This window comes from Planococcus sp. TJ-307 (assembly GCF_058268435.1).
The window spans coordinates 24,634-38,242 of sequence record NZ_JBZDOJ010000001.1 but is presented as its reverse complement, the minus strand read 5'-3'; the positions used below and the strand labels follow the sequence as shown (position 1 = coordinate 38,242).

12 protein-coding genes are annotated in these 13,609 nt (G+C 46.1%); all 12 read right to left on the bottom strand.

Translation table 11 applies throughout. The annotated features are described in order from the left end of the window. Positions 1 to 306: 306 nt before the first annotated feature. A complete protein-coding gene (locus AC4EHK_RS00185) occupies positions 307 to 1,095 on the bottom strand; it encodes an MBL fold metallo-hydrolase (RefSeq protein WP_490976783.1) in 789 nt (262 codons plus the stop codon). A 13-nt stretch (positions 1,096 to 1,108) separates the two neighbouring features. After that, a complete protein-coding gene (locus AC4EHK_RS00180; protein ID WP_490976782.1) occupies positions 1,109 to 1,936 on the bottom strand; it encodes a two-component system regulatory protein YycI in 828 nt (275 codons plus the stop codon). Then, positions 1,923 to 3,257, bottom strand: coding sequence for a YycH family regulatory protein (locus AC4EHK_RS00175; RefSeq protein ID WP_490976781.1), 1,335 nt, complete (start codon positions 3,255 to 3,257; stop codon positions 1,923 to 1,925). Before AC4EHK_RS00175 ends, AC4EHK_RS00180 begins: the two co-directional genes overlap by 14 nt. Continuing rightward, entirely contained in the window at positions 3,248 to 5,077 is a 1,830-nt protein-coding gene (walK, locus tag AC4EHK_RS00170; RefSeq protein WP_490976780.1) for a cell wall metabolism sensor histidine kinase WalK, read from the bottom strand. Before walK ends, AC4EHK_RS00175 begins: the two co-directional genes overlap by 10 nt. Positions 5,078 to 5,081: 4 nt before the next feature. Next, entirely contained in the window at positions 5,082 to 5,789 is a 708-nt protein-coding gene (yycF, locus tag AC4EHK_RS00165) for a response regulator YycF (RefSeq protein ID WP_142830287.1), read from the bottom strand. Between the two features lie 494 nt (positions 5,790 to 6,283). After that, positions 6,284 to 7,570: an adenylosuccinate synthase gene (locus tag AC4EHK_RS00160; protein ID WP_490976779.1), complete on the bottom strand. Its 1,287-nt coding sequence runs from the start codon at positions 7,568 to 7,570 to the stop codon at positions 6,284 to 6,286. A gap of 131 nt (positions 7,571 to 7,701) precedes the next feature. Beyond that, a complete protein-coding gene (gene dnaB / locus AC4EHK_RS00155; RefSeq protein WP_490976778.1) occupies positions 7,702 to 9,057 on the bottom strand; it encodes a replicative DNA helicase in 1,356 nt (451 codons plus the stop codon). A 12-nt stretch (positions 9,058 to 9,069) separates the two neighbouring features. Then, complete coding sequence (gene rplI / locus AC4EHK_RS00150) at positions 9,070 to 9,519, bottom strand: 50S ribosomal protein L9 (protein WP_490976777.1); 450 nt, start codon at positions 9,517 to 9,519, stop codon at positions 9,070 to 9,072. Next, positions 9,516 to 11,492 carry a DHH family phosphoesterase gene (locus AC4EHK_RS00145; RefSeq protein ID WP_490976776.1) on the bottom strand — a complete coding sequence of 659 codons (1,977 nt, stop codon included), beginning with the start codon at positions 11,490 to 11,492 and terminating at the stop codon, positions 9,516 to 9,518. The genes rplI and AC4EHK_RS00145 overlap by 4 nt, the downstream gene beginning before the upstream one ends. 14 nt (positions 11,493 to 11,506) lie before the next feature. Next, a complete protein-coding gene (locus AC4EHK_RS00140; RefSeq protein WP_490976775.1) occupies positions 11,507 to 12,466 on the bottom strand; it encodes a YybS family protein in 960 nt (319 codons plus the stop codon). Between the two features lie 343 nt (positions 12,467 to 12,809). After that, positions 12,810 to 13,046 (bottom strand): 30S ribosomal protein S18, encoded by a 237-nt coding sequence (rpsR, locus tag AC4EHK_RS00135; protein WP_006830564.1) that lies wholly within the window; start codon positions 13,044 to 13,046, stop codon positions 12,810 to 12,812. Between the two features lie 49 nt (positions 13,047 to 13,095). Further along, complete coding sequence (gene ssb, locus AC4EHK_RS00130) at positions 13,096 to 13,572, bottom strand: single-stranded DNA-binding protein (RefSeq protein WP_490976774.1); 477 nt, start codon at positions 13,570 to 13,572, stop codon at positions 13,096 to 13,098. Positions 13,573 to 13,609: the final 37 nt, after the last annotated feature.

The window sequence follows — 13,609 nt, the reverse complement described above, 5'->3', positions numbered from 1 at the left end:
GCGTTCATCCTTCCTCATTCTTCTATTTGTTTAATCTTAGTGTAGAAATTCGAATCAGACAAAGCAAGCTGGAAGAGTCGGAGTCTTTTTTTAAAAGTATAAATATGTCCATTTTTCTTTAAAGAAGTCGAATAGTGGCCGTTTGATCTGTTTATTCTTAACTAGTCTTACTGGGATTTTGGAGTTAGCTACACTGATGGAAATGCAGGGGGCGAAGGGCAAACATATGCTACTGCATCGCAATGAACATCCGGCTCTACTCTCCAATAAAAAACAGCCGGAAGCGAATTCGCTTTCGGCTGTTGGTTACACTACAATCAATTTGGTTGGCACATTGGGATCCGTGTCGAGAAGGTTGATGTATTCTCCGACAATGATGCCTTTTGACTGCAAAGTTTGCTCGACGCTCATGCGCGCGAGGTCCTTCATGTTGTTGTCTTTACTCAAATGCGACAAGTAAATGCGCGTCGGCTTTTCAGCGAGCACTTCGCTCATTGCCACTGCCGCATCTTCGTTTGAAACGTGGCCAACGTCGCTCAAAATTCGGCGTTTGACAGACCACGGATAACGCCCCATCTGCAGCATGCCCACATCGTGGTTGCTTTCGAACACATAGGAATCTGAAGCCTGGATAACACCTTTCATCCGGTCGCTGACATAGCCCGTATCCGTAATCAACGACAACTTCCGTCCTCCCGCATGAAAGACATAGAACATTGGATCGGCGGCATCGTGTGACACTGCAAATGATTCGATATCAAGCGAACCAAAGGTCTTTACGGTGTCCATATCAAAATGGAATCGCTGTTCCAGCGGAATCGCTCCGACCAACCCGTCCATTGCGGTCCACGTTTTGGCATTGGCATAAATCGGCACTTTGTGCTTGCGTGCCACGATGCCAAGCCCTTTAATGTGGTCGCTATGTTCATGAGTGACCAGAATGCCATCCAAATCGCTCATTTTTTTGCCAATGGCCGCAAACAGCTCTTCCATCTTGCGGCCGCTAAGTCCCGCATCGACCAGGAAAGAATGCTCCCCGTTTTCGATATAAGTGGCGTTGCCGCTCGAGCCGCTGGCTAATACACTGAATTGCATAGCAAAAATCTCCTTACTCTACTGCTTCTTCTGCTTCTTCTACTTCTTCCTCTTCATTCAATTCAATCACACCATCTTTGACGGCATTGATAAAATAATCTTCACGGCTGCCATCTGCAAGTTCTGCTTGAATGTGCCAGGTTGGGACAAACATTTGACGATTTTCCGATACTTGTACATGGACGGAATAGCCCAATTCAGCTTTGTTGATAGCGGAATCGCGTTCCAGTTCATTTTTTTGGTAAAGCGTGTGAATCGCTTTGATGGCTGATACCAATTCCTTTGGTTCCTGGTTTTCAATAATGTCCGTGAACATCGTTTGTTCGTAGCGAACAATATCTCCATCATTGTTCCAATACACGGTTACTTTTCCATCTTCGCTGTAGTATAGCATGTCGCTATCAAAGGTTTGGAAATACACGGCTTTGTTTTGTTCTTCGTCAATTTCCCATAGTTTGTAGGCAGCACCTTCATGGACCGTTTCTTCAACGAACGCATTTAAAGCATCTGCACTTTCCGCTTCTCCTGTGGGCGAAACAGGTTCTCGATAAGCGACCTGCAACTTTTTGCTATCTTGAACACTGGCCTGAACGTTTCTGGCAGGTGCATCGTTCGTGGTGAAAACTTTTGTTTCGCCGCGAATATAAGGCATGCTTTCCACTTCTTCAGGAAGTTTCGAATAGGTAATGTTATCAAGATCCATTTTGTCGTCCACCGAGGATTCCGCAAGTTCCTCTAAATTTTCGGCTTCTGTATAGCGATTCAAATACAAGGAGTACAAAAAGACATTCAAAATAGAAAAGACAATAATAAAGATGGTCTTGGTTTTATTCCAATCCAAGTTCGCGTCCTCCTATCATTTCACTCGTCATTTCCGTCCATATTCCATCTGCTTCAAAATACCAGGCGGGTTCGAGCGTAATCAAATACCCATCTTCACTGCGTGTCAATTTGTAAGCGGGAGTAATATCCGTGATAGTGGATAAATCCAAATTATTGATTTGGGTGAGGGTGTTTAACACTTCCTCGCCTGAGGCAAGCACTGTCATACTTCTCTCCACTTCAGAGTCCAATTGATAGGCCGGCCGGTTGTAGCTATAAGCCTGCTCTTCCCCTTCGTCTATTCCCCAGGTAAGATCCAGGGACGTCGCAGTTGTCGAGCTGAAAACCGGGAAATCGGCTACATACATCTGATACTCGATCTGCTGTCTGACTGAGTTCATGCCGGTGTAAATGTATCGATCTGTCCAGCCGCCATGCCCATTAACGTAGCTAAGAGAATCGAACAATAAATCGGATGGAATTGCTGGATCGGACGTTTCGGCTCTAGGTTGAATATACCTGATGCTTTTCGTGTTAGGATTTTCTCTTATAAACGCACCAGAATTACCTGTATATTCTTGAGTCGTTAAATCAGCAGACAATTCCAATGCCGGTCCATCCAATAAGGCTTCCGCAAATTGTGAAGTCGATGTGTCCTCAGGCAAATAATCAACACTCGATTTCTCAACTTCACCTTCTGTCACATAGACGGGCAAGGCACCGATTGATTCATTTGTGATATAAGTTTCGTATTCTGCAGCCTCGGCTAAGATATCCGCCTGGAATTGTCTTAAGCTTTCAGAAGGAATTGCCGCTTTATAGATTCCGCCGGATACCGTATTGATAAAGTAAAGGGCCGGTCGATCGTTAGCGGGTGCATCCCATTCGATGACGATTCGGTCAAAAGACGATTCAGGAATTGCTGTGTCGTTAATGTTCGTCATTGTGTCAAATACCGGAAACGGGACGAGACCCGGATAGTAGACAACTGCCCGGTTCGAGCTATGCATATAAGATTCCATCGTATCAGGAGTCGTTTCTTCCTGTACCAATCGGACATCCTCAATTTGCCATTGCTCCAGTGCATCGAGCAACAGTTGGACATTTCCTTGATCAGTAGTTCCCGTAACGTCTTCCTCATTATGGAACAGCAATTTTACCGGACGTACAATTTCTTCTGTATTTTTAGTGTCTGCGATTGGCTCATCGACAGTAGTCGGCGGCTCAATGGTTTCGTGAGAAGGAGTGAACGTCCAGATCGTGAACGTCAATGCCAGACTAAGTAAGATCAGTAGAAATAAAGCACCTGATTTGATTTGCTCTACATATTTCAATCCCACTCACCTCCTCCATCATCCATCTCGAAAGGCAGCGTGAAGAAGATGGTTGTGCCTTTTCCGTATTTGCTTTCTGCCCAAATGACGCCGCCATGGGCGTTAATCATTTCTTTTGAAATAGCCAGCCCTAAACCGGTTCCGCCCATTTCACGCGAACGCGCTCGGTCAACACGGTAAAAGCGGTCAAAAATGCGGTCCACATTTTCTTTCGGGATTCCCATTCCTTCATCACTGATCTGAATCAGAAGGAAACCTTCCTCCACTGTCATGTCAAAGCGGACTTTGCCGCCTTCTGGAGAATATTTCAAGGCATTGGAGATGATGTTGTCGATTACCTGGGTCAGTTTATCAGGATCGATTTCCACAAAATACTGGTCCTTCGGCAAATGCCGATCAAAGTGAACCTTGTGCGATTTCGACATTTCAAACCGGTCAATGATGCGATTGAAAAAGACAGTAAACTCGACCATTTCCTTGCTCAATTCCGTCTCACTCGAATCCATTTTCGACAATTTCAGCAAATCATTAACGAGCCGGATCATCCGTTCGGTTTCTGTTTGCGTCACGTTCAGGAAGTTCGGCGCAAGATTCGGATCCTGCCATGCCCCATCAGCCAATGCTTCCAAATAACTGCGCATCGTCGTGAGCGGCGTTCGTAATTCATGCGATACATTGGCTACAAATTCGCGGCGTTCAATATCAATTTTTTCCTGCTCTGTGTTGTCATGCAGAACCGCAATCAGTCCGTTAACAAATCCTGTTTCTTTTTGGATGACTGAAAACGTCGTCCGCAATAAGGTGCTTTGTTCATACGAACTAAAATCAAGTGTCACTGCTTCTTTCATATCGATCAAATCTTCAAAGGTGTATTCTTCCTCCAGCCCCAGGACGCTGGTTACTGGCCGGTTAATCACCGTTTCACGTGAAACATTCAGCAATTGCAGCGCAGGATCATTGATTAAAATGATGCGTCCCCGTCTATCCGTCGACAAAACGCCATCTGTCATATTGGAAAGAACCGATGCCAATTTGCGGCGTTCGCTTTCCGTTGACTGCTGGGATTCTTGCAGCCTGTTTGTCAAATGGTTAAAGGCACGGGCAAGCTGACCGATTTCGTCGTCACTGTAAACCCGTACTTTACGCGAAAAATTCCCTTTGGCCATCGCCTGTGCTTGCCTCCGCATATCCGCAATCGGCCGCGAAATGGTCTGCGCGACTAAAATCCCAAGAATTGCGGTTATGACCAGAGAAATCGCGGTACCCACTGCAAGAATCGAGTTGATATCGTCCATTTGATCGTAGACATTTTCAACTTCTGCCACGACATATAAAGTCCCGAGAATCTCTCCACCTGCGGCAATGATTGGTTGAGTCCGCACCCAAATCCGCTCATCGCTTTCTTCATCAACAAACGTTTGCTCCAGCTCGGTTTCGCCGACAATAGAGCGCCGCACCAAATCAGTGGTCGAACGTTGCCCAACCAACGACTGGCTCTCGATGTCTGATGAGGCCAGAATGCTGTAGCGCGTATCGACGACTCGTATTTCAATGAGATCGTCGGACTGGAAACCGTATAAAACCGTTCGCAGCGTCTGCTCGAGCGTCAAATCTTCATCTGTCCGCTCTTTGATCATTTCTTCACGGACACTGAATTCGATAATTTCCATTCGGTCTCTAATGGAACTCTCAAAGTTCCCTTTCAGTGTTTCTTCCAGCTGCTGGGCAAAATAAAGACCAATAATCTGCATAGCCAAAAGAATCAGCAAAATGTAAATTAACACAAATTTTACGTGTATCGATTTTAAAAAATTAACTTTTGACATTCAATTACTCCTGCTCAGGATTTCGCAAATAATACCCGACACCACGGCGTGTCACGATCCACGCAGGATGACTCGGGTTGTCTTCAATTTTCTCACGCAAGCGTCGGATGGTCACATCCACGGTCCGAACGTCGCCAAAGTAATCATAGCCCCACACCGTCTGCAGCAAGTGCTCGCGGGTCATGACTTGGCCGATGTGCTTGCCGAGGTAGTGAAGCAATTCGAATTCACGGTGCGTCAATTCGATGGTTTCCTCACGCTTTAGCACAAGATAGGCGTCCGGTTGAATCGTCAAAGAACCGACCTGAATGTCGTTTGAATTTTGTCCTTCGTCTTCTGCGGGTGCGATATTTTGGCGGCGCAAATTCGCTTTTACGCGCGCGATTAATTCACGTGTCGAAAAAGGCTTTGTGACGTAATCATCTGCACCCAATTCAAGGCCCAGAACCTTGTCAATTTCCGAGTCTTTTGCCGTTAGCATGATAATTGGAAAATCAAACTTTTTGCGAATTTCGCGGCACACTTCCATGCCGTCACGGTTTGGCAGCATAATATCCAACAGCATCAAGTCTGGCTGAATTTCCCCCGCAATCTTGATTGCTTCGTCTCCATCATATGCACACACTACATTAAATCCTTCTTTTTTTAAGTTAAACTGCAGAATGTCTGCAATCGGCTTCTCATCGTCTACAACCAATATTGTTTTACTCATCATTTTTCTCCCCTTTTTTTCTTTCCACGTACACCCTATTTTGTCCATTGAACACTCTTTACTACCCTATACTTTATCATTCTTTAGGCCGTTTCGCACCTATTCAGCGGCTGTGCACCTTGGGCACTCCCGGAAACCCAAGCAGGCCATACAAGCGCTGTGTTACACCACAGCCTTTTCTTTGTCATACAGACCTTATCCATCTCTTTCTTCCTCTTTTATTCTCTAAAAAGTGAACGGCAAAAAAACAGCCGCCAAAGGCGACTGCTTAATAAAAATGGTAACGATGAATTGTAGAATTTGCTCTTTAGACCATTAATCACTTAGCTATGGAGCATAACAACGGAGACTCCCGCGGAATAACGCAGTGCCGAAATCCACTCGGACGTTTAGGCCGAGTTAGTTCGGCGCAAGTCCGCAGGAAAGCGGAGTTGTTATGCGGAATAGCAACCCCAGCAAATCAATTAATCCGATTCATCTACTGCTATTAAAAATTATCTCCACACACTCGTTACAATATTCGTTTGGTTGCGGTCAGGACCGACTGAAAAAATCGAAATCTGAACGCCTGTTAATTGAGAGATGCGCTCCAAGTAATGGCGCGCGTTTGCAGGAAGTTCATCCAATGATTTGCAGCTTGTCACATCTTCCGACCAGCCTGGAAGTTCTTCATAAACCGGTTCGCACTCATCCAGCATACGCAGGTTTGCTGGGTACTCGGTGATCAGTTCTCCCTGGTAGCGGTAAGCTGTACAAATCTTCACCGTTTCAAGGCCTGTCAACACGTCAATCGAGTTAACCGTCAAATCCGTCAAACCGCTGACACGGCGTGCATGGCGCACTACCACGCTGTCAAACCAGCCGATGCGGCGTGGGCGTCCAGTGGTGGTTCCGTATTCTTTGCCGACTTCGCGAATCTGTTGACCCACTTCGTCATGCAATTCTGTCGGGAACGGTCCGTCGCCAACACGCGACGTATAGGCTTTGCAGACACCAATAACATGCTGAATTGTTGTCGGGCCAACACCTGCACCAATTGTCACTCCGCCCGCTACCGGGTTAGAAGATGTAACAAATGGATACGTCCCTTGATCGATATCGAGCATAACACCTTGCGCGCCTTCAAACAGGACCCGCAGGCCTGAGTCAATGGCATCGTTCAACACTTTTGATGTGTCCGTTACATATTTGGCGATTTCCTGGCCATATGCGTAATACTCTTCCATGATTTCTTCTACAGTAAATCCTTCTGTTTCGTAAAACTTCTCGAACAGACGGTTTTTCTCTTTTAAGTTCATACGCAGTTTTTCTTCGAACACAACATGATCCAACAAATCCGCCATGCGAATTCCGACACGTGCTGCTTTGTCCATATAAGCAGGGCCGATGCCTTTGCCTGTTGTTCCGATTTTATTTACTCCGCGGCGCTCTTCTTCCACTTCGTCCTGCTTGATGTGATATGGCAACAAGACGTGTGCACGGTTGGAAATGCGCAAATTCTCCGTTGTCACTCCACGGTCATGCAGGCCTTTTAATTCTTTCACAAGCGCTTTCGGATCCACGACCATGCCGTTTCCGATAACCGATGTTTTATCTTTATAAAAAATCCCTGAAGGAATCAAATGCAATTTGTACGTTTCTCCACCAAAAATAATGGTATGTCCAGCGTTGTTCCCGCCTTGGTAACGTGCAATTACTTCTGCATGTTCAGATAGAAAATCAGTGATCTTCCCTTTTCCTTCGTCTCCCCATTGCGTTCCTACTACTACGACTGATGTCATCGTCCGCACCTCCGTTAGGCATATGCCCTGTCTCAAACAGTGTTTATTGTACCAATAGAACGGCCAATCGTCAACACAAAACAGAAGAAAACACGAACATCCAAATGTGTTACCACATTTAATGTTCGTGTTTAAAAGTCTCCGCCGGATTCATGTTCGCTCCAGTCAATGGTGACAAATTTATTGTATTCTTTCACAAATGCCAGTTTTACCGTACCGGTCGGGCCGTTACGCTGTTTGGCAATGATGATTTCAATCATATTTTGGTCTTCGGTTTCTTTGTCGTAATAATCTTCGCGGTACAGGAAGGATACAATATCAGCATCCTGCTCAATACTTCCGGATTCACGCAAATCCGACATCATCGGCCGCTTGTCCTGCCGCTGCTCCACTCCACGGGACAGCTGAGACAAAGCGATGACCGGCACTTCTAACTCACGCGCCAGACCTTTCAAAGAACGGGAAATATCCGATACTTCCTGCTGGCGGTTTTCACCGGATTTACCGGGTCCCGCGATCAACTGAAGGTAATCGATCATGATCATGCCAAGGCCGTATTCCTGTTTCAGGCGGCGGCATTTGGCGCGGATATCGTTGACCCGGATCCCCGGTGTATCATCGATGAAAATACCGGCATTCGACAAACTGCCCATTGCCATCGTCAGCTTGCGCCAGTCTTCGTTCTGTAAAGCCCCGGTACGCAGCACCTGCGCATCAATATTGCCTTCAGCACAAAGCATACGCATTACCAGCTGCTCAGCACCCATCTCCAAACTGAAGATGGCGACGTTCTCATCGGTTTTCGTCGCGACGTTTTGCGCCACGTTCAAAGCAAAAGCCGTCTTACCAACAGAAGGCCGTGCAGCCACGATGATGAGGTCGTTGCGCTGAAACCCTGCTGTTATCTTATCTAAGTCACGGAAGCCTGTAGGGATGCCTGTAACGTCCCCTTTGCGGGTATGCAGCAGTTCGATGTTGTCATAAGTCTTGACTAAGACATCTTTGATGTGGGTAAAGTCACCGGCTTTTTTCCGGCTCGATACTTCCATCATTTTCTTTTCCGCTTCCGAAAGCAATGCTTCCACTTCGTCTTCACGGGTAAAGCCATCTTCCACAATCGTTGTCGCTACCCGGATAAGCCGGCGCAGCAGCGCTTTTTCTTCCACAATGTGGGCATAATGCGCTACGTTTGCTGCCGTTGGCACGGCGTTGGCGATTTCTGTTAAGTAGGATAAACCGCCGACGTCTTCCAATTCTTTTTTGACAGAAAGCTCTTCTGTCACGGTTACCACATCTATCGCTTTTCCGTGATCTGACAGATTCAGCATCGTCTGGAAAATCTTTTGGTGGGCAATCCGGTAAAAATCTTCTGCCATCACAATTTCAGCAACTGTGATAAGAGAAGGCGGTTCTAAAAAGATGGCGCCAATGACCGATTGTTCGGCTTCATGGTTGTGTGGGGGGACGCGATCAATTGCTTCGTTCATCAATCTCCCACCTTACGCTTCTTCAGTAACATGAACTCGAAGCGTAGCGGTCACATCTTGATGCAATTTTACAGGAATGTTGGTATAGCCAAGCGCGCGGATTGCATCGTCTAAATCCATTTTGCGCTTGTCCAATTTAATGCCGTGTTTTTTCTCAAGGGCGGTTGCTACTTGTTTTGTTGTAATCGAACCGAAAAGGCGCCCGCCTTCTCCGGATTTAGCCGTCAATTCGATTGTCAGGCTTTCTAGCTTTTCTTTTAGCTGTTCCGCTTCCTCACGCTCGTGATCTGCTTCTTTTTGTTCTTTTTTCTTCTGGCCATCCAATTTGCTGATCGTTGCCTGATTGGCTTCAATTGCCAAGTTGTTTTTTAATAGGAAGTTATGTGCGTAGCCATCCGCTACGTTTTTAATTTCACCTTTTTTGCCTTTGCCTTTTACGTCTTTCAAGAATATTACTTTCATTCGTTTGTTCCTCCTTCATAATCTTCCAAGATGACCGCTTTTAATTGTCTCACGGCTTCGTCTATTGTTGCATTTGGCATCTGGGTGGCTGCATTGGTTAAATGGCCGCCGCCGCCAAGATTCTCCATAATGATTTGGACGTTTACTTCCCCGAGTGAACGCGCACTGATGCCAATGCCGCCTTCTGATCGCTCAGCCACCACAAAAGAGGCATTGACGTCTTTCATGGTCAACAGGATATCGGCGGTTTGTGCAATCAACACCGGGCTGTAAACACGATCAGGTTCTCCTTTGGCAATGGCAATGCCGTTGCTGACAAATTCCACGGTCTGGACAATTTTCGCACGTTCAACGTAAGTTTCCAAATCTTCTTTCAGGATGCGCTGGACGAGCACTGTATCGGCTCCATTCGAACGCAAGTAAGACGCGGCTTCGAATGTCCGTGCACCGGTCCTCAACGTAAAGCTTTTCGTGTCCACAATAATTCCTGCAAGCATTGCGGTAGCTTCCAGCATAGACAGTTTTTCGTGCTTTGGCTGGTACTCAATCAGTTCAGTCACCAATTCAGCAGTTGAAGAAGCGTAAGGCTCCATATAAACCAGCATCGTATTGGTAATAAACTCCTCGCCTCTGCGGTGGTGATCAATCAAGACGACCCGTTCCATCCGCTGCAAGACCCGTTCATCGATAACCATTGATGGCTTATGCGTATCCACGATGACCAGCAATGAATGCTCGGTCATGTCTGCCAAAGCTTCTTCTGGTGTAATAAACTGCTCAAACAGCTCAGGTGCCCCTTCGATTTCTTCCATCAGCCTCATGACACTACGGTCGTATTCATCAAAATCAATGATGATCCGACCTTTGACTTTATTCATAGCCGCCATTTTGGCCACGCCGACTGCGGCGCCGATTGAATCCATATCGGGCATTTTATGGCCCATAACAAATACCTGATCACTTTCCTGAATCAAGTCACGCAATGCATGCGAAATAACGCGCGCCCGAACCCGGGTCCGTTTTTCAACTGGGTTGGTCTTGCCGCCGTAAAATTTCACTTTTCCGCTTGGATGCTTAATGGCAACCTGGTCTCCGCCGCGGCCGAGTACCAAGTCCAAGCCCGATTGAGCCAAACCGCCAAGTTCAACCAGCGATCCGGAACCGGCACCTACCCCGATGCTCAAAGTTAAAGCCAAATTGTCTTTGGCCGTTACTTCACGAATGTCATCCAGAATAGCAAACTTCGACTGTTCCAGCTCTGTCAAAATCGATTCGTTAAAAACCGCCATAAAGCGGTCAGACGAAATGCGCTTGACAAAAATGCCTTGCGTCGCCCCCCATTGATTGACGAGCGATGTCACCAAACTGTTTAAATTGCTGCGCGTTTGGTCATCCATGCCCTGAGCAAGCTCATCGTAATTGTCAATAAACAAGATGCCGATGACAGTGCGGTCTGCGTGATAAAGCGTCTCAATTTCCAGTTGCTCGGTAATATCAAAAAGGTAAAACAACCGATCATCCGCTTTATAGTAAACGCGGTATTTTCGGCCGCCCAAGGTAATGATCGCGTCTTTTTCGTCATCAGATTTCACAAGTGCTTGAAAATCATCCGACAGTGTATAGAGAGACTCGCCAATTAGCGTATCGTACTCGAGTGTCGATGTCATATAAGGATTCGCCCAATCAATGTTGTATTTATCATTGACCAGCAAAATTCCAATCGGCATCTCCAGCAGTGCTTCTTCTCCGACTTTTTTCATCCGGTAGGACAAGGTTTCGATGTGTTTTTCAGTGGCTTCGTACACTCTTTTTTCCGTCACCCACGCCGCCGTAAAGGCGAGCGTAAAGAGCAGCGTAAAAATTCCAGCTGCCCATTCCGACCAAAGCGAAATCAGAATCGCTGCCGCCATACCAAGAGACAGCAATGCGATCAGCGGATATCGAAGTTTTCTTTTTCTAAAAAAAGCCGACATTATTCTTCAGCTCCTTATTTTCCTTTAAACTCGTGTGCCCGCTTGACCCAACCCCGGATATCGAATCCAAGGTCCACGATTCCGACAATACTCGTAAATGATTGCAGCGGCAATGCCAATATCGTTACCAGCACCGTCACCCATTTTGGCCAGCCTTCCTGATGGATATAGAAGTGATAGAAAGAAACACCTTGCAAAAACAGTAAGAATTGAAGCAACACGGTTGCGTTAATAAAAATCATATATGCCATCGTTCCAGGTTCAAGTTCTGATAACAGCGAAACGAGCAATACGATTAAATAATACCATAAAACAGATTTTGGCAATTTCATGTTTCGAAACGGCGGGAACTTAGGAGCTGCGATTCCAAGACGTTTCAAGATTGGCAACAGGATCAGCAAAAGCACCCACACTGACATGAAAACCCCAAGCACCAATAAAACCGGCAACAGCGTTTCAAACGAAAACTGCAGTTGCGCAACAAGTTCATTGTACTCTTCCATGGATGTTTCCGTAGCACCAAAACGTTCCATTAATGAACCTGTTTGTTCATAGGATTGATCGAACATGGCCGAAAACTCTTCCAGGACATTAATGCCAAACAACGCAATCGAAGCCACGTATTGGACCATCAAGGACACCAATAATACAATGCTGGCACCCATGAACATGAATAATTTGCTTTTTTTATAATAAATTGAAATACCAATCGCTAAGCCCAACGGCACATGGATCAGTGCAAGCGGTACTGATAAAAGACCGCCAATGATGAACGACAGTACCAGGCAGACCGATGCGAAGAGCGCAGAAGCTTTCCATGGATACTTGGCGCTATACCAAGCGACCGGCAATGCTAGAATCAAAGTACTTACTAAACTCAAAACAGGCACGTACACCGAGATTGCCAGCAGGACCGTAAACACCGCAGCCATCATTGCCCCGTTTGTAAGTTGTCTCGTTTGTTGATTTTGCATATGACTGTTTTTTCCCCTCTTTCGGGCAGATTTCATCCTTGTAATTGTACCATGATTCAAGAATCTGAACAAAACGAGCGGTTCCGTGGTAAAGCATAATTGCCCGAGGGCAGAAGGTGACACAAAGCGTACAGCACTTTAGTTTGTCGAATTGCTTTATCGCATGCTTGTATTCGAAAATCAATCTTCCTGTGTCTTAACAACCATCATACTCGGGCAACTTCTTCCTTCTGGCGTTGCATTATTGTTTTACCGCATAAAAAAAAGACCGGTTTCCCGGTCTTTTTGAAATCATCGTCCAGACGCCAACACCCAAATTCCGGGTGCTTTCGCTTTTCTTTAATTATCTTTCTTCCGCAACAAACGGTAGAAGTGCCATGATACGAGAGCGTTTGATAGCGATTGTCAACTTACGTTGCCATTTAGCGCTAGTGCCTGTAACACGACGTGGCAAGATTTTTCCTCTTTCAGAAATGAATTTCTTCAAAAGGTCAGTATCTTTATAGTCAATGTGCGTGATGTTGTTGGAAGTGAAGTAACAAACCTTTTTCCGTTTTTTTCCTCCGCGACGTGGTGCCATATCGAATTACCTCCTTTACTTAAAAGTTGATCGTCAGATTCAATTCATCTTAGAACGGCAAATCGTCGTCCGATACTTCGATCGGGCCGCTGCCGCTTGAGAATGGATCTTCATCTACACGAGTATGATTTTGCTGACTTGGACTCGGTGATTGGTTGTTCTGTTGATAGGAAGGCTGCTGTCCTTGTGAACGGTCCGTATTGGCGCTTTTCGGTTCAAGGAATTGAACACTGTCTGCCACTACTTCTGTCGTATAAACGCGTTTCCCGTCTTGTCCCTCGTAGCTACCTGTCTGAATGCGGCCTTCAACGCCAGCCAAGCTTCCTTTTTTCAGGAAATTCGCTGTGTTTTCAGCTTGTTTGCGCCAAACGGTACAATTAATGAAATCAGTTTCGCGTTCACCTTGAGCGTTCGAGAATGTCCGGCTTACAGCTAGTGTAAAACGGGCAACTGCCGCGCCGCTTGGTGTGTAACGAAGATCTGGATCTTTTGTCAGTCTTCCGACTAAAACAACTCGGTTAATCATCAGAATTCAACCTCCTTCAAGTCAAAAAAATTGCAGT

Bases quoted from the DNA above. Each gene is read 5' to 3' on its own strand.
- rpsR (WP_006830564.1), bottom strand. From the start codon at position 13,046: ATGGCACCACGTCGCGGAGGAAAAAAACGGAAAAAGGTTTGTTACTTC.
- rplI (WP_490976777.1), bottom strand. From the start codon at position 9,519: ATGAAAGTAATATTCTTGAAAGACGTAAAAGGCAAAGGCAAAAAAGGT.
- dnaB (WP_490976778.1), bottom strand. From the start codon at position 9,057: ATGAACGAAGCAATTGATCGCGTCCCCCCACACAACCATGAAGCCGAA.
- AC4EHK_RS00160 (WP_490976779.1), bottom strand. From the start codon at position 7,570: ATGACATCAGTCGTAGTAGTAGGAACGCAATGGGGAGACGAAGGAAAA.
- yycF (WP_142830287.1), bottom strand. From the start codon at position 5,789: ATGAGTAAAACAATATTGGTTGTAGACGATGAGAAGCCGATTGCAGAC.
- AC4EHK_RS00185 (WP_490976783.1), bottom strand. From the start codon at position 1,095: ATGCAATTCAGTGTATTAGCCAGCGGCTCGAGCGGCAACGCCACTTAT.
- walK (WP_490976780.1), bottom strand. From the start codon at position 5,077: ATGTCAAAAGTTAATTTTTTAAAATCGATACACGTAAAATTTGTGTTA.
- ssb (WP_490976774.1), bottom strand. From the start codon at position 13,572: ATGATTAACCGAGTTGTTTTAGTCGGAAGACTGACAAAAGATCCAGAT.
- AC4EHK_RS00145 (WP_490976776.1), bottom strand. From the start codon at position 11,492: ATGTCGGCTTTTTTTAGAAAAAGAAAACTTCGATATCCGCTGATCGCA.
- AC4EHK_RS00140 (WP_490976775.1), bottom strand. From the start codon at position 12,466: ATGCAAAATCAACAAACGAGACAACTTACAAACGGGGCAATGATGGCT.